Source organism: Sinorhizobium fredii USDA 257 (assembly GCF_000265205.3).
GTDB lineage: Bacteria > Pseudomonadota > Alphaproteobacteria > Rhizobiales > Rhizobiaceae > Sinorhizobium > Sinorhizobium fredii_B.
Map to the genome: position 1 here is coordinate 57,560 of NT_187163.1, position 20,185 is coordinate 77,744.

Annotated in this window: 12 protein-coding genes and 2 pseudogenes; 2 read left to right on the forward strand and 12 right to left on the reverse strand. The window is 60.7% G+C overall.

The features are described 5' to 3' along the window. Positions 1 to 237 precede the first annotated feature (237 nt). The 9 genes and pseudogenes from USDA257_RS30655 to USDA257_RS38135 all read right to left on the reverse strand — a co-directional run bounded on the left by USDA257_RS30655 (position 238) and on the right by USDA257_RS38135 (position 15,581). Positions 238 to 486: a DUF5335 family protein gene (locus USDA257_RS30655; protein WP_014857877.1), complete on the reverse strand. Its 249-nt coding sequence runs from the start codon at positions 484 to 486 to the stop codon at positions 238 to 240. Positions 487 to 505: 19 nt separating this feature from the next. Then, complete coding sequence (locus tag USDA257_RS30660; RefSeq protein WP_014857878.1) at positions 506 to 718, reverse strand: ChaB family protein; 213 nt, start codon at positions 716 to 718, stop codon at positions 506 to 508. A 715-nt stretch (positions 719 to 1,433) separates the two neighbouring features. After that, on the reverse strand, positions 1,434 to 1,916 hold the full coding sequence (locus USDA257_RS30665) for a pyridoxamine 5'-phosphate oxidase family protein (RefSeq protein WP_014857880.1): 483 nt from the start codon (positions 1,914 to 1,916) through the stop codon (positions 1,434 to 1,436). 80 nt (positions 1,917 to 1,996) lie between these two features. Next, positions 1,997 to 2,758, reverse strand: a complete 762-nt coding sequence (locus tag USDA257_RS30670; protein ID WP_014857881.1) for an NAD(+)/NADH kinase — start codon at positions 2,756 to 2,758, stop codon at positions 1,997 to 1,999. Positions 2,759 to 2,957: 199 nt separating this feature from the next. After that, positions 2,958 to 11,231: a GH36-type glycosyl hydrolase domain-containing protein gene (locus USDA257_RS30675; protein WP_223843483.1), complete on the reverse strand. Its 8,274-nt coding sequence runs from the start codon at positions 11,229 to 11,231 to the stop codon at positions 2,958 to 2,960. Positions 11,232 to 11,410: 179 nt separating this feature from the next. Then, positions 11,411 to 12,439, reverse strand: a complete 1,029-nt coding sequence (locus USDA257_RS30680) for a universal stress protein (protein ID WP_014857883.1) — start codon at positions 12,437 to 12,439, stop codon at positions 11,411 to 11,413. Positions 12,440 to 12,744: 305 nt separating this feature from the next. Beyond that, the gene (locus USDA257_RS30685; protein ID WP_014857885.1) at positions 12,745 to 12,948 is read right to left on the reverse strand and encodes a hypothetical protein; all 204 of its coding nucleotides are present in this window, start codon (positions 12,946 to 12,948) and stop codon (positions 12,745 to 12,747) included. Positions 12,949 to 12,973: 25 nt separating this feature from the next. Continuing rightward, entirely contained in the window at positions 12,974 to 13,243 is a 270-nt protein-coding gene (locus USDA257_RS30690; protein ID WP_014857886.1) for a hypothetical protein, read from the reverse strand. A 15-nt stretch (positions 13,244 to 13,258) separates the two neighbouring features. Then, positions 13,259 to 15,581, reverse strand: a pseudogene (locus USDA257_RS38135) (Orn/Lys/Arg family decarboxylase). Positions 15,582 to 16,017: 436 nt separating this feature from the next. On the opposite strand from USDA257_RS38135, the gene USDA257_RS30705 reads away from it, so the two are divergent. Together USDA257_RS30705 and USDA257_RS30710 are read left to right on the forward strand one after the other, a co-directional pair. After that, positions 16,018 to 16,233, forward strand: coding sequence for a hypothetical protein (locus USDA257_RS30705; protein ID WP_014857891.1), 216 nt, complete (start codon positions 16,018 to 16,020; stop codon positions 16,231 to 16,233). A gap of 485 nt (positions 16,234 to 16,718) precedes the next feature. Continuing rightward, a complete protein-coding gene (locus USDA257_RS30710; RefSeq protein ID WP_014857892.1) occupies positions 16,719 to 17,513 on the forward strand; it encodes a ZIP family metal transporter in 795 nt (264 codons plus the stop codon). A gap of 197 nt (positions 17,514 to 17,710) precedes the next feature. Here USDA257_RS30710 and tnpC read toward each other — a convergent pair. From tnpC to USDA257_RS37425, 3 genes and pseudogenes are all read right to left on the reverse strand, one after another. Further along, positions 17,711 to 19,281: pseudogene (tnpC, locus tag USDA257_RS30715) on the reverse strand (IS66 family transposase). A 68-nt stretch (positions 19,282 to 19,349) separates the two neighbouring features. Continuing rightward, positions 19,350 to 19,673: an IS66 family insertion sequence element accessory protein TnpB gene (gene tnpB, locus USDA257_RS36380; RefSeq protein ID WP_037456730.1), complete on the reverse strand. Its 324-nt coding sequence runs from the start codon at positions 19,671 to 19,673 to the stop codon at positions 19,350 to 19,352. A 167-nt stretch (positions 19,674 to 19,840) separates the two neighbouring features. Next, positions 19,841 to 20,098 (reverse strand): transposase, encoded by a 258-nt coding sequence (locus USDA257_RS37425; RefSeq protein ID WP_080579812.1) that lies wholly within the window; start codon positions 20,096 to 20,098, stop codon positions 19,841 to 19,843. Positions 20,099 to 20,185: the final 87 nt, after the last annotated feature.

A 20,185-nucleotide genomic window follows, 5' to 3' on the forward strand; every position in this document is an offset into this window, starting at 1 on the left:
GACTCCCGCGAGCAAATCTATGGCCGGGCCTTAGCCCCACTTCGCCGCCCCGGCATGATGCCTCAGCAGCTCAAGGTTGAGACGCAGGTCGCTGACTTTGAGGCTTCTAGCTGGCCGGGCCTGTCGGCGGCCCTTCAACTGCGCTCAACGTCCGGCGCCGGAAGTCTCAGCGGGCTCGCCAATGTGACGATCTGGCGGTACTGATCGGCATCGACAATCTCCAGGCCATTCAGGCCGTCAGGCCACTTCGTCAACGGCTATGCTGTTCGGCTTGCGAACGAGATGATCGAGGCCCTCCAGAGCTATTTCCACGAGATCATTCTTCTGGTCATAGGTAATGCCAAGCAGCGGGACCCACTTCGCCTCGATCTGGTCGCCGAGCCGGAGCCCCGTCACTTCGACTTGCGCGCGCTTGCCTTCCAGGGCGCCCGCGATCCGTTCGAAGTAGAAATGCCATTCGGGCTTAGCCAAGAAACGACTTGCCATAGTTCACCACTCCTGTTGGTCAGCCATCCGAGGCAACCCATTCGTTCCCGATCTTCGAATAAGAGCGTTTCACCGCCGCCCAGGCGATCCGGCGCGATGCCTCTTCCTGACGCGGATCGCCGACATGGGCGGCAAATGCGTGATTGAACGCTTCACGGTAAATGTCCTGTGCGTGCCGGGGCAAGGATTGCCTGACGGCCGGCGGCAGGTCGGCGTTGGAAGTATAAGGCATTGGCTCCCCCCAATTTCGCTGCATGCGCTCTTAAAGCATTTCCCTTCTTGCATGACCTGACATTGATTTTGATCAAAGGGCCTGCTGTTGCGCAGGAGTTCAAATGCCGCCACCGCAAGTGGCAGGCGGCGTAAAGCCTTTGAATCCGAGCTTCGGACAATCGCAACGTTCATCAAATTGCGACGGCGGCTGGGTCCGCTCGCAGGCCGGATCGGTTTTGTACGCATAGCCCGGCAGACTGACATAGCGGCTGGTTTGGTGCATCCTGTCAGGGCGGCGCATGCAAGGATCAACAGGAGGGCAGTCTTCATAACCAGACCTTCGAACGCAGACTTAAATCAAGCTCGCTAATCATCGCGCATGAAGGCCGCTCCAGCTTTGTCCACGATCAAAGACCCGACATTGCTCCGATATTCCGCCGTTCACCTCGGTTTCGGTTAGCGGAACCCGTCGCCATCTGGAAAATCACGAAACATGCTGTCGGCGGCATATGCGTTCTGTGATCAGGCGTCCCACGAGCGTAAAACGCCGCGGCGCGGGGGCCGGAAAATCATCCCTTCATGCCATAAGGGGACGCATGCGCGCGACGCATAGACGCGCCCGTTCTCGTGCGGGCTGTATTCGGGGCGATTGCCCGCTCGGCAGGCGTGCCCCTGCCGTTGCGCATCATAGACCGGGCGGGAAAGATTGAGACTTGACCAGACAGGTGCAGATTTCAGAGAGGGCGCGGCGCGGGACCACCACCTGCGTCTTCTGCCACGGCGGCGCGCCCTGTCATCTCGTCGATACAGATACAGTAGAAGAGATGGGGGGAAGCCCCGACGATAGGTTGGGGCGCCGGTTTCAAGCCCCCCGGCTCCCACCAGTTAACGTGCTTCTCGAGAAGGGACCATGCATGAAGGCATTCACGATGCCATCGTGCCGTATCCGGAAGTTCCTGATAACGCCCATACGCCACCACGCTCCTCCACTGCTTTCCGGTGACAAGCCCGTCGACCTGCACACAAACGTGAGGATTGGCGCGCATCCATTCGATCTTCTGCCCGGGCATGGAAAAAGCGTAGAGGCATTTGCCGGCATATGCGTAGTAGACTGGGACGACATAGGGCTGGTTGTCTTTCGCACACGCGAGCCTCGCCAGCCGCTCTGCCGAAAGAAGCGCGATGCACTCCTCTTCGGTCATTTCCCTGATGAACATGGTTCAATTCCTTCATCGAAGAAGAGTTTGAGTTTAATGCTGGATCGGCGCGCCCGCCTTGACGCAACGCAAATGGGGCGTCAGCACGAGCGGCCAAAGGCCGTCCAAGAATCGTTCTGAGCCACGCGATCGAAGAGCAGCGTCGCCTCGCGTTCGCGATTGCAAAACAGCTGCGCACGACGAATGTCCGGGACGGCGTCAATGGCGGTCTCTATGCGAACAGGATGGTGAGAGGCCTCAACGACCTCTACATCCAGGATCGCGCGATCACTCAAGACAATGTGAGACCAGTCGGCGGGACGCCGGATGGCAATGCCTGTCAGCGTTAAAAGCGAAGACCTGAGCGGCAGACGCGGACCGCCGAGCGAGCGACTATAGGCCGTGCTGCCGAGTGGCGTCGCCAGCATCAAACCATCCCCCGAGATGATCATCGGGTTTGCTTGTCCGCCGAGGGCAACGTGCAATTTGGCCTCTTGGAGTCGTTGTCGGATAAGGACGATTTCGTTGATGCCGAAGAGGACCCGGCGGCCCCCTCCCGTCTCCTCGATCTCCGCTTGGAGCACAGGCAATTCCAGGCTGACAGCCGAGTGCAGCCGTTCGGCCAGGCCATTCGTCCGCAACGGATTGCAGAGAAATCCGACGGAACTTTCCGTGCGCATGGCGAATACGGGCTTTGCCGGCATTGGCAGCACCGCATGGAGCGCCTTCAGGACGGTACCGTCTCCACCGATGGTCACGATGCAGTCGGCATCTACCGCAGCGGTTTGGCCGTAGCGGCCCGTAAGTTCCTCGAGCGCGCCTTGAGCGGCTGGCCTCGGTGATGCCAGGAATGCGATCTTCATGGTCGAACCTTCAAGTCAAAACCGCTGGCTACCGCTTTCAAAAGAGCGATTGAGCAAAGGCAGCCGAGGGGGCCGAACATTGTCGCGCCAAGCCACGCTGAGACGCGACCATCCGGTCGCCGCTGCTTGCTCCGGCAACTCTTGGAGACGTTTCCATCGCACCACAATTCGATAGCCCGACACCGCACTTTAGTATGCCTTAGGACTTCGCCGCCGTAGAGGCTTTTTTCCGAAGGCGCACCCGGACCCGATGCGTCGAGCCATCGGTTGGAAGCGCCACGATAATGTCCATGTGTCGGATCCCATCAACTTCCACCTCAATCTGGCCCTTGCCGATCCGCTCCGGATCCTCGACGCGGATTGCAAGACTGCCCTTCGGGCCCTTGATTTCAGCCTCAAACGAACCCCAGTGCTTCGGCAGACAAGGGTCGATGAGAAGGTTCCCTTCGTGCAGCCTGAGGCCGAGGATCGCCTCGACGCCGAGCCGCAAGATCCAGGCGGCAGACCCCGTGTACCAGGTCCAGCCGCCGCAACCTGTGTGAGGAGCGACACTCGCGATATCGGCCGCCACCACGTATGGCTCCACACGATAGTGTTCCATGTCGGTCCGAGTGGATGCATTGCGGATCGGATTGAGCAGATCAAAAATATGCGCCGCCTGGTCACCGTCGCCGAGGCGGGCAAAGGCGTGTCCGAGCCATGCGGCAGCGTGCGTGTATTGCCCTCCATTTTCCCTGACGCCCGGCGGATAAGCCTTGATATAGCCAAGATCCTGAGGCGTGGCATCGAAGGGTGGCCAAAGGAGTCGGATAAGTCGCTGGTCCTCACGAATGAGCTCCCGAACAGCGTTCTCGACGGCTGTTTTGCCTCGCTCGGAAATGCCGTCGCTCGCGAGAACGGCCCAGGACTGGGCAATCGAGTCGATGCGGCACTCCTTGGCGCGCGCCGAGCCAATCGGAAGCCCATCATCGTCGAAGGCGCGTACATACCACTTCCCGTCCCATGCGATCGCCTCGATGGCCTGCTCGAGCTGTCCGACGCGATCACGCCAGAGCCCGGCCAAGTCGTCGCGTCCCATACGCAGAGATAGCGCTACAAATCGCTTGATCGTGGCGACGGCGAACCACGCAAGCCAGACGCTTTCTCCCCGACCCTTGCGCCCGACGCGGTTCATCCCGTCATTCCAATCGCCAGTTCCGATCAGCGGGAGGCCATGGGCGCCCTGCGTCACGCCGCGGGCCAGGGCCCGTTCGCAATGCTCGAAAAGCGAGCGCGGCTCCGAAACCATGTCGAAGCGTGCGTAGCGATCCTCTTCCTCGGGCGTGAGCGGCACCGCACGCAAGAATGGGACCTTTTCGTGCAGGATCGAAGCGTCACCGGTCGCCTCGACATAGCAGCCCGCAACATAGGGCAGCCACAGCAGGTCGTCGGAGCAGCGCGTGCGAACCCCGCGGCCATTAGGCGGGTGCCACCAGTGAAGCACGTCGCCTTCCTCGAATTGACGCGCAGCAGCAGTGAGGATGTGAGCCCGCACCCGCTCCGGCTCAGCGTGGAACAACGCGAGCACATCCTGTAGCTGATCACGGAAGCCGATGCCGCCGCCCGCCTGGTAGAAGCCGGCGCGCGCAAGGATGCGAGAAGCCAGGGTCTGGTAGAGAAGCCAGCGGTTTACCATCAGGTCGAAGGCGGGGTCAGGCGTCTTGACCTGAACGGCGCTGAGCCGCCTGTCCCAGTGTTGAGCAAGTTCCTCGAAAGCGTGATCCGCGCGCCCCGGCTCCTGCCAACGACGCGCAAGTTCGACTGCATGGGCCTGATCGTCTCCCTGTCCGAGCACGAAAACGACCTCGGTCCCGTCGCCGGCGCCGATATCGAGATGGACCTGAAACGCGGCGCAAGGGTCCGCGCCCGCCTCGACCCGCCCGCCGAGATCCCAGCGCTTGAGCCCCGTCGGGGCCCTGAGATTGCCCTCGCGGCCCAGAAAGTCCCGGCGATCCGTGGTCAGGCTATGAGGGGGACGGGTCGAGGTCAGGAACGCCACGCGCTCGCAAAAATCGGGATTCCAAGGATTGCGCGCAAGCAGCGCGTGGCAGGCGGGATTGTACTCGCACACGACGAAGGATCGTGCCTTGCCGCTGAGCGAACCGAGCAGCCACTCGGCATAATAGGTGGCGGTGATCCGCCGCGTTCGAATGCCGGGATTGCGAAGCTTGAGCCGCACGATCTTGGCTGGATCATCCGGAGGCACGAAGACAAGAAGCTCCTGCTCCACTCCGCAATCCACGCGCCGCCAGACCGTATAGCCCGCGCCATGGCGAATCTCACAGGCCGCCCCTTCTCCCGCCGGGCTTGGCGTCGGCGTCCAAATCTCGGCGGTCTCCTCATCCCTGAGATAGAGCGCCTCACTTGGTGGATCCGCAACTGGATCATTGGTCCAGGGGGTCAGCCGATTTTCGCCGCTGTTGATTGCCCAGGTGAATCCGAGACCGGTCTCGCTGACGATTGTGCCGAAGCGCTCGTTTGCAAGCACATTGCACCATGGCGCCGGTGTCTTCTCACCCGGCTGGAGGTGAATAACGTATTCACGGCCGTCACCAGTAATGCCACCGAGACCGTTGTCAAAAACAAGATCGGCGGGATGGGGCAGGATTGCCGCTGTCTCGACCGGTTCGCGACGTCCAGTCGGTTCAAGGCGCGGCGGCCGCGGGCGCGACTCCGTCGCGGAAGCGATCTGCCGAGCGAGTGGGCCCTTCGAAGCATCGAGAATGGCCTGCGCACTGGCTTCGACAAGGCGCCTTTCCTCGTCGTTCACCTCATCGGCGAGGATCAAATGGATTCCGCCGTTGCGGCCAAGAAGTTCAAGCGCGCTCATGTCCTGCAGGAGAGTGGTAAGTCGTTCCCTGAACGGCTCCAGATAGCCGGTCGCACCGCCGCGTAAGACTACAAGATCGACGTGAATTCCGCGCCTGCGCCAGAGCTGATGTCCTGCGACAAGCGTGTGCAGGAGATCCATCTCTTTGGGATCGCCCGCATGAACAAGCAGGACCGGATGATCGCCAGAGATGCCGAGAGCCCACAGCCGCGGCTGGCCGAGCTTGTTTGTGGCAAGCACTTCCGGAGCAGCACGTAGCGCGTGATGCCGATAGACGAGCAACGAAGCGAGCACCTGCAGGTCGGGCAGCCAAGCCCCATCGAGCCCGAGCTGCTGCGCCTCGCGCGCGGCTTCCGCCGCCGCATCGTTGAGCGCCCAGTCGACAGAGGCAAGCGTCGCATATCGCTGGGCCGTGGTGAGGAGCGTTTCCCGCGATCCGTCGGCCATAGTCAGGAAGGCGAACTGACGCCGCTCGTGCGGCTCCAGTGCGACCTGCACCTGAAGGGCCATCACCGGGTCAAGCGTCCAGCCTGCCGTCCTTGAAAGCCCCACTTTTACGGCATAAGGACGCCTGGCATCGCCCTGGCGCCCCAGGAAATGCCGGCGGTCGGTCTCGAAACCGGCGATTTCGACGCCGGCTTCGTCAAGAACGACCCAGTGGAGAAGCACCGGCGGATTTTCTTGCGGATGACGGCGACGGCGCGAGAAAAGCAGCCCGTTCAAGGCGGGCAGGTGCTCGCTCCCGACGAATAATTTGCTGAAACAGGGATGGCGCTCGTCCTCAAGGGGCGGGGCAAGCACCACCTCACCGTAGCTGGTAAAGCGAAGGCGCCTTGGCCGCTCGCCCTCATTGACCACGCGCATGCGCCGGATTTCCAGGTCATCGCCGGGAACGACGCCGACCTCCATACTGATGCCGACGCCATGGTCATGGCGATGGAACTCTGCCATATGGGGATGGAACATGACGCGTGCATCATCTGGCGCCACGCCGGTCGGTTGCCGTCCGACGGACCAGACAGACCCGTCCTCCTCATCGCGGACGTACATCCAGAGTCCGTGGTTGTCGCGGGTGGCATCGGGTAGCCAGCGCGTCAGTGCATGATCGTGCCAGCTCAAACGTCCGCCCCCAGCCTCGGTGATCCAGCTCGCCAATCGCCCATTTCCGAGCGCATGCATTTGCGGAAAGGCTTCTGCCGAACGCGGTTTCCAGGGTTGCGGGGCCGGTATGCTCGTCCGCCGCTTCGGTGATACCCGGCGCTTTTCGAGCGTGCGGACCGAAGGGGGCGTCTCCCAAGGTACCCGCTCGTGAACGAGGAGCTCGACCGCCCGGACGCGCGGGTCGGCATGGAACCGACGGATGAGAGCCTCATCGCATAGCGCATTGTCGAGCGCCGCCAGCGTCATGCCCTGGTGGTGCGCCATATAGGCGCGGACTGGCGATAAGCAGACGCCTCTCGCAACGCGCTCGGGCGTGAAGTCGGCCGCTTCGAAGAGGCCGTAGCTTCCGGCGAGCCCGAGGCGCGCCAACGCGCGCAGGTTCCTGACGGCCGCTTTGGCCGCGATCGGCAGTGCGAGCGCTGTTGCATAGGGGGCGACGACGAGATCGCGCGAAAGTCCGCGCCGCAAGCCAAGCTCGGCTATCCCGAAACCGCTATAGCGGTAATTGTGATTTGCGTCCCGCGAGGCAAAGGCCGATTCCGACGTCCCCCAGGGAATTCCCCTTTGGTCGGCATAACGGCGCTGCGCATCGACCGCTGCGCGTTCGCTCTGGCCAATCAGCGTCTTGATACCGCTCCGAAGAAGAAGGCCCGGCATAAGATACTCGAACATCGACCCGCCCCAGGAGACCAGGGAGAGCCCTGATTTCGCCCGAACCGTTAGCCGTCCGAGATGGAACCAGTGCTCGAAGGCGACATCGCCCTTGGCAATCGCAAAGAAGCTCGCCAGGCGGGCCTCGCTGGCGAGCAGATCGTAGTGGGAGGGATCGATCCGATCGGTACTGACGTTGTAACCGATGCGGAACAGCCGGGCCTCCACGTCGTACAGCGACCTGAAGTCCATCGCGAATGCCATTGCGCCGGACCTCTGCGAGACATCCAGCAATTCCCTGCGGAGCGCTGCCTGCGCCTGGGCACCCGCTTTCAGGGCCGCATCGACCTTGGCGAGCCATTGTGCTGCTGCCGCCGCCGACGGCATCGCTGCCTCCAGCACCGCATGTGCGCTGGCGCAGCGGGTCTCGACATCCGATATCGAAACAGGGACCGCTATCAGTTCCGCAATATCATGTGCCAGGCCTTCGCAGCCCGGAGCAGGTGTTTCGATGAGGGGAATCCACGGAGCCAGCGTCTCGATATCCCGCTTCATGCTTGAAAGGTGGTGACGGGTGCGCCCGAGCCAGCTCTGGATATCATGCAATGTCTCCGGTTGCGGCTCCGCTGGCTGCGCAACGATGCCCGCGATTGCGGCTTCGAGTTCGGGGAAAGTCCGTTCGCAAATCTCTGTCAACACGGAAGATGTCACCGAGACGTGGCTGCGGGCATGGTCGATGCGTTCCATCATCGCAGCCAGACAGGCTCGAAGCTCGTTGCTCGGCTTTTCCGGAAAACGTTCCGTCGCTTCTGCCAGCGCGCCGAGCGTGTCGGCAAGACCGTCCCATCGCCCGGGCCCTACTGCCGGAGCACAGGCCGCCTCTCGACACCCCTCCTTGAGCGCCAGCAGGGATACGGCGAGGTTGCCGCTGTCGACCGTCGAGACATAGCGCGGCTCAAGCGGCTTCAGGCGCTGCGTGTCGTACCAGTTGAGGAGGTGGCCACGATAGCGTTCGAGCCGGTCGAGCGTGTCGAGGCCATTTCGGATACGCACCGCGAGATCCGTCGATCCCACATAGCCGAGGTCCCAGGCGGCGAGGGAGGAAAGGAACATCATGCCGATATTGGTGGGTGACGTGCGGTGAGCGATGGCATAAGGCTCCATCTGGACATTGTCCGGCGGCAGCCAGTTGTCGGCGGGACCGACAAAGGTTTCGAAAAAGAGCCAGGTGCGCCGAGCCAACTGGCGCAGAAACGCGAGGTCGTCCCGACCAAGCTCCTCCGTGCGCCAATCACGAGGACGGCTGAGCCAGGCGGCGATCTCCGGCGCGGCGAACCACAGCAGCAGCAGGGGGGCCGCAGGCAGGAGGACCGATGGATTGAGCAAGGCGACGGCGGAAGCTGCAGCCGCGGATAAAGCCGAAGCGGGCCACATATATCGCCATGCTGCGGCACGAGGACTGCGGCTGTTGACGGCGTTTGCCAGTTGCGCAGCCGATGTCCATTCGAGAAGATGCCTGCGCGACACGATCAATCGCCAGAACGTCCTTGCGACGGCATCTAGCGCCACGATCGCATCGTTCGCCAAAAAGACGACGGCAAGCAGCCAACGTCCCGCGGGATCGCTCAATTGATGGAACGCCCCCCGCACGGCCTCGCGATACCGGCTACGGCCAACGGCCGTCAGCAAATCGGTAAGAAAGTGGCATCCCGGGGTGGCCACAGCGAATGCCATCCACACCCACGGTTCGCCTGGCAGGCCCAACCAGCCGGCTGCTGAGAGCAGCAAGAGGGAGGGCGGAACGAGGCTGCGCTGCAGATTGTCGAATACCTTCCAACGGTCAAGGAGGGTCAAGGGATTCTTGCGCCACTTGCCGCCGGCGCCGGGTACCCGTCTTGCAAGCCAGGGCAGCAGCTGCCAGTCACCGCGGACCCAGCGATGCCAACGGCGGGCATATTCGACATAGCTGATGGGAAAATCCTCATAGAGCACGATGTCGCTTGCGAGTGCTGCGCGCCCTTGAATGCCCTCGAAGAGATCATGGCTGAGAAGGGCGTTCTCGGGCACCCGTCCATCGAGGCTGCGATGGAAGGGAGCGACCTCGTAGATCCCCTTGCCTGTATACATGCCGGAACCGAAGAGATCCTGATACACGTCGGACACCGCCCGCGTGTAAATATCGATTGCGGTGTTGCCGGCATAGAGGCGTGCGAAGAGAGACCGGTTGCCGTTTTCAGGCGAGATCTCGACACGCGGCTGCAGGACCGTGTAGCCGGCTCGAACTCGGCCAGTCCGTTCATCGAAGCGGGCGCTGTTCAGCGGATGGGCAAGCGCCCCGACGAGACGGGATACGGAACCGGGCGGAAGGACCGTATCGGCATCGACGGTCACGACGAAACGAGTCCGGCCAAGCTCGGCTGCATTACCTTCGCGCAGGGAAAATCCGCCTGTGTCACCGTCGAGAATGAGGCGGTTGAGCGCTTCAAGCTTGCCGCGCTTGCGCTCCCACCCCATCCAGCGACCTTCCGAGGGGTTGAAGCGCCGCGGGCGATGCAAAAGATGGAAGGGACCGTCACGTGTCTGTCCGTACCGGCTGTTGAGCCTTTGAATGCCCGCCAACAGCACCTGTTCCGTCTCCTGGTCACCCGGCATATACCCGGCCGGGGCATCGGAAAGGTCGCTGAGAACCACGAAGCGCAACGATCGATCACGGTTGGACAGCCAATGCCGTTCCAGCCGCTCCATCACATGCGGAACTTCGTCGGCGCCATGAAGGATGACGGGAACAACCACTGCCGTGGCGCAATCGGCCGGGATCGCCTTTTCAAAATCCAGCTTCGGCAGTCCCTGGGGACGGACGACCAGTGCAAGGATCCCGTGCACGGCGGCGACCCCAAGGACTGAAGCCGGCAACAGCGTGAGGGCGATGCCGAGGATCCATCCGCCTGACCCCGCCCCAACAACCGAGAGATACGTCGCTGGAACGAGCAGCGCGGTGGCTGTGGCCGCAATCAGTGCAGCGGCGTAAAGTACCCCGGCGTGGCGACGGAGCCAATGGCTGCAGACGGTTAACCGCGGACGACGCAGGCCAATCAGGGTCTCGAATTCACCGCGCCCTTCGCCAACCAGCCAGTAGCCGACGTGATCATGCGGAGAACCTTTCGCCTGGCGCGCCCGAAAGACGGCGCACTCCGCGATTTCCATCTCTGGCCGGCCGGCGCATGCGGCGATTTCCTCAACCGCTTTGCGGTAGCGGTCGCGGGAATCGAAATCCATCAATTGGTAAGCTCTAGCCGGTTCATCGCGCAGAATCGCCTCGACAGAACTGGCCCGGTCAAAAAAGTCCTTCCACTGTATGGACGAGATCACGCCGAGATTGGCCAGCGCTCGCGATATGCATTCGGTATCGTCGAAACGGTCAAGTAGCGCCACAAGCTGCGTCGGTGCGAATGGAGGCTTCAGATCCGGAAAGAGCCTCGCGCAGCGACAGGCGAGGATTTCCAGGCAGGCAAGCCGCAACATCGTCGGAAGCGCCCACAATTCCGCGATCGTCAGCGGGGTACCTTCCTGGTAAGACCGAATGAACCTGACCACCGTCGTCAGCGAAAGCTGGAGGTGCGATGCCTGGAGGAGGCCATAGCCGATCGCAAAGATACGCGGCACGCCTTCACTCCCAGAATCCTCCAGGCTCGGCAGCCGCTCGTAAAACCCTACCGGCAAGTCCGGTTCGATCTGCAGCACCGCGCGCTGAACCTGGTAGTCGTTGTCGAGCAGCCACTCGGCGGCCCTCACAGCCCCCGACGGGGGGTCAGACGCGGCAGTCCGCGCCCGCTGGAGCCATCCCTCTATTCGATACAGCTCCGACCAAGGTGCAATCGGCCGAGGTTTCAGTCTGGATGTTGCGTGCCGCTTTTGCAATTGCCGCGCGGCTAACGTGAGAGTGTCCGATTCGGAGAACTCAACTTGTGCGCTCATAGCACCGCACGACCAGGAGGCCGCCCATCTGATTTTTCTGTAGAAGCACTGCTACCGGCCCCCGAACCGCGCAGCACAATCAGCAGCGGCGTCGCCGTATGCGTCACCAGAAAGGATGCAATGCTGCCGCACGAGACATCAGCACGATCGCCGCGACCGTGCGCGGACATGATGACAAGATCCGCCGCCTCCTCGACGGCAAGGCGAGAAAGGCTGCCGCGAACGTCCCCATCGCGGAGAATCACATTGACGGCAAGGCCTTGTTCCGCAATGCGGGCGCGGATGCGCTCGAGATATTGACGTGCAACCCGCTCGTTTCGGCGGATCACCGCATCCTTCAGCTTGATGTCCTCGACCTCGAGGGGACCAATCTCCGTCAGTTCGGGAACGGGAATGATGTGGGTCAGTAGCAGCTCGGCGTCTTGTTCCCTGGCAAGACGCGTTGCGAGGGCAAGAACGCTTTCCGCTCGAGATGAGCCGTCGAGTGGCACAAGCAGGCGCCGGTAATGCACGACATCCGCATCGGAAACCGAAGATGGGACAAGCAGAAGTGCGCCTGAACACGTCTCGACCAGTTTGCGGGCCGTCTCGCCCAATGCCCAGTCGGCCGCTCCGCTATCTCCATGTGTGCCCACCGCTATCAGACCTACCTTTTGGTTGCGTGCCCAAAGACAGATCTGTTCAGCCGGCTGTCCCTCGACGACGATCGTATCGATGTGGAAGGTTTCGTCGCCTCGTTCGCTTGCCAACCGCCTGATGTAGTCATGGGCCGAGCGGCGCCGAACGTCCCATTCAAATGGATCCAGGGGAACATCGGTCTTGGGCGCCACTTCCAGGACATGAAGCAGCGTGAGTGAGGCATGAAGGGCGTGTGCAATGGCTGCCGCATGCGGAATGACCTTGTGCGAAAGCCATGACGTATCCAAGCAGGCTACGACTCCGCCGTCGACAGGACTGGCCGGATGTTCCGACGCGCTGCGACGATGGTTTGCGTCACCGCCTGTTTCAGTGATAGATGCCGGCATGGTCACCTCCCTTCTCCCGTGCGAGGCGCTAGGTTCGCGGCCACTGCGAGCCGCGAGTCCCGACTGCGAGGATCGGCAACGGATACTTGTCAGTCATTAGGGCCAGGATAGCCTGTCGCATTGCGCCTATTATCAATTCCTCATGATCACCCATGCCGCTCGTACAGCGTCCGAAAGTTCGGTTGAATCGCCACGACTGACCTCTTCCTCCATCACGCGGCTGCAATGCCCATTTGCGAAACACTGCGGATGCACCCTTTTGTTCCGGCGCGGGAGCTTATGAGCAACCGCGCTAGTTACGGCCCTCAGGGGGTCATGGCCTTCTTCCTGCTGCGGATGAGCTCCTGTACGGCTTCGATCTCGTCCATACGGCCCATTTCGTAGGCCTGCTGGCAAATCCGCCGCATCTCATCAGCGAGGACATAGGGGTCGGAAGAGAAGCTCTCCGGCAGCTTGATCAGGGTCTTCGTGCCGCCACCGATCTGTTCAATCCAAATTTCGTGTGCCATGGTCCGTCTCCGGCCAACATTCTGCTCAACTCAGCCTGGGTGACGCCTCAATCGCGTCGAGCAGCGTATTTCCGATCTTTCGCGAGACCTCGAAATCGGTGCGATTGGCAGCGATCGCGAAGCGCAAGAGAACCGCTTCGAGATAGTCGACATACAACACGGCCCTTTGCCTATTGGCGATGCGGCTCGTCGCCCGCAGCACGAGTTGCTTACCGCTGTAGAGATCAATCTGCGCATCAACTGCCAGGAGCGCACGAAGCTCAATAACAGCTGCGGTTGATGAAACATCGTACATGGTTACATCCGCGGTTTATTGGTCGACTCGTGAAACCACCTTTAGCTGCTGCGAAGGCGACTGCGATGGGCAGGCGGTGACATCTGCTGTGTTCTCCTTAAGACAATCCACAAGGTACCGCCTTTCGCCTGGTTCTCTTACGAAACGGATCCCATGGATGTCAGTCTCAAAGCCTGGGAATTTTGGTCGAATTCACGGGCGTATACGAGATAATCCTGGATCGACTTCGTTGCCCTCGTGATCCGTTCGCCCGGCATGATGAGCGGAATGCCCGGCGGGTACGGCGCGATCATCACCGCCAGCGTCCGCCCCATCAACTCATCGATGTCGACGCTTTCCACACGTCCCTTGACCAGCTCGTTATAGGCATCCGCCGGCCGCAAGATCACGTCGGGCAAAACCGCGTACATTTCGCGCTCGGCCCGGGGCACGTCGTCTTTGCGGTACACCTCGTGAATCTGCCGGCAGAGATCTTTGAGGCCGAGCGTCCCGTATGCCTCCGTATGTCCCGTCACAAGGTCGGGAAGCACGCGTGTCAGAGGCGCATTGGCATCGTATAGATCCTTGAAGTTCAGAAGCTCGGTGATGAGCGTGCTCCACTTGCCCCGGGTTACTCCCATGGAGAAGAGGACCAGAAATGAGTAGAGGCCCGTCTTCTCGATTTCGATCCGGCGGGAGGAGAGAAATTTTGTCACGACAGCAGCGGGAATGCCGTGCTCGTCCATTGTGCCGCCAGCTGTCAGTCCAGGCGAAAGGATCGTGACCTTGATCGGATCGACCATCACGTGGTTCTCGGCAACCCCTTCGAAGCCGTGCCAGCTGTCGCCTGGCTTCAGCAGCCACTCCGCCCTCGTGTCGCTTGGCGTCTCATCCGCAATGGACGGCTCCCAGACCCGGAACCACCAGGAATCCTCCATCTGTTTCCTGACGTTGTTCATGGCTCTGCGGAAACTCATCGCCTCGTCGATGGTCTCCTGCACCAGGGCGCGCCCAGCGGGCTGCTCCATCATCGCTGCGGCGACGTCACAGGAAGCGATGATGCCGTACTGCGGAGAGGTCGAAGTGTGCATCATGAACGCCTCGTTGAAGCGCCGATATCGAGCTGCTTCGTCTCGGCGTGCTGCACATGAATCATCGACGCCTGCGAGAAGGCCGCCAGGAACTTGTGCGTCGATTGTGTGGCGACGGTTATCGCATGCGGCGACCGTGAGGGACGTGACGAGGAGATCGCGTGGTAGCCATCATAGAACTCGTGAAAATTGGCATAGGCATACCAGGCCTCATCGAAATGCAGGACATCCACTGTATCGCCAAGAGATTCTTTTATTCCGTCGACGTTGTAGCAGAGACCATCGTAGGTGGAGTTGGTCACCACCATTAGGCGCACCTTGCCATTCGCCTTCCCGGCGAACGGGCTGGCTGCAATCTTCTGAGCAATGGCTTCAGGCGTGAACTGATCCTGGGCGATCGGCCCGATGATGCCAAGACCGTTACGCGACGGCGTCAGGTAGATCGGTACCGCACCCGTCATGATGAGCGCGTGCAGGATGGATTTATGGCAGTTGCGGTCACAGAGAACCAGGTCGCCCCGGCTTACAGTGCCGTGCCAGACGATCTTGTTGGCAGCCGATGTACCGCCGACCACGAAGAAAGTTTGATCCGCGCCGAATATCCGGGTGGCGTTTCTCTCCCCCTCGGCAATGGGGCCAGTATGATCGAGCAAGGAGCCAAGACTGCCAACGGAAACGGAAATATCCGACCTCAGCGTATTCTCGCCGAAGAACGTATAGAACAGCTGACCGACCGGACTCTTGCGAAAGGCAACGCCTCCGCCGTGCCCGGGTGTATGCCATGAATAGGCGGCGTGAAGCGTGTATTCCATCAATGCCTTGAACATCGGAGGCGGCAGACGCTCGAGGTAATTCCGTGCGTGGCTCACGATAGCGCGCGCCATAAACTCGGCAGAATCTTCGAAGAGACGCATGAAGGCATCGGCGTGGTGCAATACGTTCGCTGGCACCATCTCAGCTGTCGTCCCGTCACCGAAAAGGAAGATCGGCAACCGGTCGTTCCTCGATCTTTTTGCGGCGAGCACCTCGGCGAGAATCTGCCATCGGGTTGTGCTGTCTTCCACGCCGTCTACTGAGATCACCCAGCAACACTCAGTATTGAAGACATTGACGAGGCGGCGAGCGTCCTCGTAGGTGACCCCGCCGACGACACGAAAGCCTTCCCCTTCGATCGCCTGCGCGAGGCTCCGCATTCCCCGCCCCGCCGCGTTCTTGCCTTCATAATCTTCGTCGATGACGACGATAGGGAATGCCTTGTAAAATTCCATAGTGCCACGCTCCCGAACTATCGGCGTCTGTTTGCGCGGGCTGCACCATCAAAACTATAGACACACCTCTCCGTTGTTTTGTTGATCCCGATCAAAACTGATCGCTTTGGACGGGAGGGCTTTTTGGACTGTCGGGGGCGATGCTTGCAAAACATCTCCCATTCAGCCCGAACCTGACACCCTGCTGCCGCTCACACGAGGCGCCATCGTGCGGCGGCTCGTCCTTGAGTTCAAGGATCGGGGCCACGGTTGTGCGCTGGGCGAATTCGCCATGCCAGGATTTGGGCGCAAGACCCAAATATTTGACCGCCGTCAAAGACTTTTTTGAGCCGCGATTGCCTAATGTTGTCGATGGTCGCGATTAGTCGAGGCGCGTTAGCAGGCCGGCCGTCGCAACGACGTGCTGTTCCAAACTGCGTTGTCCGGGAGGCTATCTATGTTGTTTGATGACAGAGAGTCTAAGTACGAAGAATCGAGCCTGCTGCTATATCGGCGGTTCGGACAACCTGATCTTCGACCGGTCGCACACGGCCAGACCTTTCAGATTGCCGAGACGGAAGATCGGCAACGCGCAGCAGTGCAGCGCATTCGCAAGTTGACTGGCAAAGATGGTTGCAGCAACGAGCTTACCGACGCGGGATGCTGGAAGTAGACAGATCGCAGGTCAAATCAGAGAAGGATTCTGCCGCGTCGGCCTTTGCGGCAAATCAAGTTCGCTGTGGTTGGGGTTTGGTCCAATCGTCGCACAAACTCCTTGAGCGCCGCCTGAGTGGCTAACCTCCGCCATGCCGGGAAAACAACGTAAGCGGTGTGCCACTCACACCTGGGCGAGATAATTCCGGGATTCGGTATCAAATGCCACGGGCCATGGAGCGCTATGGCAACTTTGCGCCAGCAGCGGAAGTCGTCCGTTCAGGCGTCGAACTCCCGGTGCTGGCCGTTGATCGCCTTCCGTGTCAGTAGCCGAAAGCGGACGCCTCAGATATATATTATCATCAAGCGGATCACCTATGGTCACGAGTTGATTTAACGAAACAGGCACTACGCGTGCTCATTAAAGCTGCGTAACTCCCTTCAACAGCGACCATTTTGCTTCACAGACGCAGAGATACTCCATCCCATGGGGGAAGAGTACTTATGTTCGGGGCGCGGCACATGGTCGAAGGCAACTTTGCCTTTTTATTGTTGGCCAGTGGGGCTGCCATTGCGTCGCCGGTAGGTGGTTGGCTGGGATCACATGGCAAGATCGGGACGCTATTTTTGTCGATCTCGGTAGGCATGGCTGCTGGCGTGCTATTGGGCACTTTTACCTTCGAAATGATACCCACGGCTGGAGCTGCCGCTGGTAAGATCCCAACCATCGCCGGTTTCGTTGTCGGCTTTCTGACAGTTTATATCTTCGACCTGTACATCAATCACGGATTCATCGCGGGGCACGAATCCGACGAATGGCACAAGCTTTCTCGCCTGCATCGTATCCAACGAGCGCGGGGATCCAAAGTTACCCTCCTTGCTGGCAGCACCGCAATTGAGGAACTGATCGAGGGGTTAAGCATCGGGGTCGGTCTGGCCGCTGATCCAAATCTAGGTGTCATGATCGGGGTAGCTATCATGCTGGACAACGTCGTCGAGGGGATGAGCATCGCTGAAATCATCCGGGCAGACGAGGGGGAGAATGCGTCTCGATCGATATATATCTGGACTTGGCTGATCGGCTTAGCCCTGTTCTCGTCTGCTACCGTTGGATGGACCTTTCTGAGCGACATCGCTCCGAGAATGCTGGGGGTTCTCTTGGCATTCGGCGCAGGGGGTATGTTTTATCTCACAATCGCAGATCTTTTGCCCAGGTCAGCAAAGACACAATACCAGCAGTCTGCCGCACTGGCCGTGGCCGCGGGGTTCTTGTTGATATTCGCGCTAACAAACCGATGATTGCGGGGAAAATATTGGAGGTTTACTCTTTGCGGACGGTCACGGCTTACCTCTTGCGCGGGGTCGGATGCCGCACACTATTGTGTCGCCACCTAGAGCATATGAATGCCTGCCGCTCCGAGACGACCAAGCGCAATCCAGTGATCGACTGACTGCACGAACTGACTTGCGACGACGCCTGCCGCCCCTTCGGGCCGTCAGCAGTCATTGGTGACTCTTGCGACATAAGACCCGATGATCCCACGGTCATCGATCCGGCTCTGCTTATGGCCGTTGACGACGGCGGTGAGCGTGCTGGTCAAGTAGGCCAGCGGATCGACGTCATTGAGCTTGCAGGTTTCGACGAGCGAGGCGATGGTCGCCCAGTTTTCGGCTCCGGCATCGTGCCCCGCAAAGAGTGCGTTCTTGCGATTGAGGGCTATCGGCCGGATGGTTCTTTCGACGCTGTTGTTGTCGAGTTCGATGCGGCCGTCGGTCAGGAAGAGGCGCAAGCCGTCCCAGTATTTGGCGATGTATTTCAGAGTCTCGCCCAGCGGTGATTTGGCAGCAACGCGGGCACGGTGATGTGCGAGCCATGTTTTCATGTCCGCGATCAGCGGTTTTGAACGCTCCTGTCTCGCAACCAGGCGAGTATCCGCATCAAGCCCGCGCAGATCGGCCTCGATCCGGTAAAGTTCACCAATCCGCTTTACGCCTTCCTCGGCAATCGGCGTGGGTCCAGTGCGGGTGATCTCCACCAACTTGCGACGCGCGTGTGCCCAGCAATAGGCTAGCCTGATGTCGGGACCGATACGGTCCGGTGCGACAAGGCGATTGTATCCGGCATAGCCGTCGACCTGCAGAACGCCTGAGAAGCCCTGCAATATCCGTTCGGCATGCAGTCCCCCGCGACCTGGCGCATAGGTGAAGGCGACACCGGGTGGAGCATTCCCATTCCATGGGCGATCATCACGTGCCAAGGCCCAGAAGTATCCAGTTTTGGTTTTACGGGAGCCGGGATCAAGCACTGGAGCATGGGTCTCGTCCATGAAGAGCTTGGTCGAGCGCTTCAGGTCGGTGATCAGGGCATCGAAGACGGGACGCAACTCATAGGCTGCCCGGCCGACCCAGTCGGCAAGGGTGGAGCGGTCGAGGGGTGGAGCGGTCGAGGTCTATACCCTGGCGGCTCATGATCTGCGCCTGCCGATACAGAGGAAGATGATCGGCGTATTTGGCGACCAGTACATGCGCGACCATGGCCTCCGTCGGCAAACCCGCCCTGGATCAGCCGAGCCGAAGCGGGGGCCTGAACGACGCCGTCCGTGCAGGCGCGGCACGCATATTTTGGGCGGCGGGTGACGATGACGCGGAACTGCGCCGGGATCACGTCCAGCCTCTCCGACACATCCTCACCGATGCAATGCAGGCAGCCGCCGCAGACGCAGATCAGGCTTTCCGGCTCGATGATTTCTTCGACACAGGGAAGATGAACGGGAAGCGAACCCCGATTGGTCGCTCGTGGTTTGGAGGAACGTTTGCCAGAAGGAGCATCGGCTTCGTCCTCGGCGTGGATCGCCGCGATGGCGGTTTCCAAATCCTCCAGCGCCAGATCAAATTGGTCGGGATCGCTCTTCTCGGATTTGCGCCCGAAGGCCGCCTGCTTGAATGCTGCAACAAGTTTTTCCAGCCGTTCGATCCGCTCGTCCTTGCGAACTTCACGCGCCTCCGCCGCGATTAGCATCGCCTTCAGGGCGGCAATATCGTCAGGAAGATCGGCGGCACCAAGCATGCGCAGGGTCTATCAAATCTCACCCCACTTTGCCTTTGGAATCCGCCACCCGAGTCATCGTGCCGCAGCTATTCGATCGCTTCCGGCGCTCTGGCCTCGACGGCGCGAACGCGACGCCAATCCAGGCCCGCAAACAAGGCTTCGAACTGCGCATGGCTCAATGTCATCAAGCCATCCTTGATACCAGGCCAGGTGAAGGTGTGTTCTTCGAGCCGCTTGTAGGCCATCACCACACCGCTGCCATCCCAATAGATCAGCTTCAACCGGTCCGCCTTGCGTGACCGGAACACGAAGACCGTTCCGGTGAACGGGTCTTTGCGCAGCTCGTTCTTCACCAGCGCCGCCAACCCGTCATGGCCCTTGCGAAAGTCCACTGGCTTTGTCGCCACCATGATCCGGGTTTGACGGAAAGGTCTTGCCGAGGCCGCCAATGCACGCGCAATGGCCACGATCCGGGCCACAGATGCGCCTTCCTCCAGGCGGATCGTGACAGGACCGACGATGATCTCGGGGCACGGAACTTCCTTAACCGCCGGCGCGGCCACAGTCGTCTCGACAATCATCGCCGCGAATTCAACCGCATCCTCCGGCGCGGGCAAAACCAGCTTGCCCTGCCGCGCCATCGTCGCCAAGACGATAGATGGTTCGGCTTCAGCCCATACCGCTCCGCCACCTCGTTCACCGTCACGTCCGGCCGCAGACTCTCCGACACGATCCCGCGCCTTGACCTCATCCGGCCAGTGGCGATGCCCCTCACGCCCGGCCTTGCCGCTCGTGAGAACCTCCAAGTCTCCATGGAGAAACTCCCTTCGATCATCCATGGAAAGCCGATCACAGATCACGCCAGACAGTGCAACGTGGGGGCTAAACACCGGTTACAAAACAACCTTCGTGGGCGAGCTTC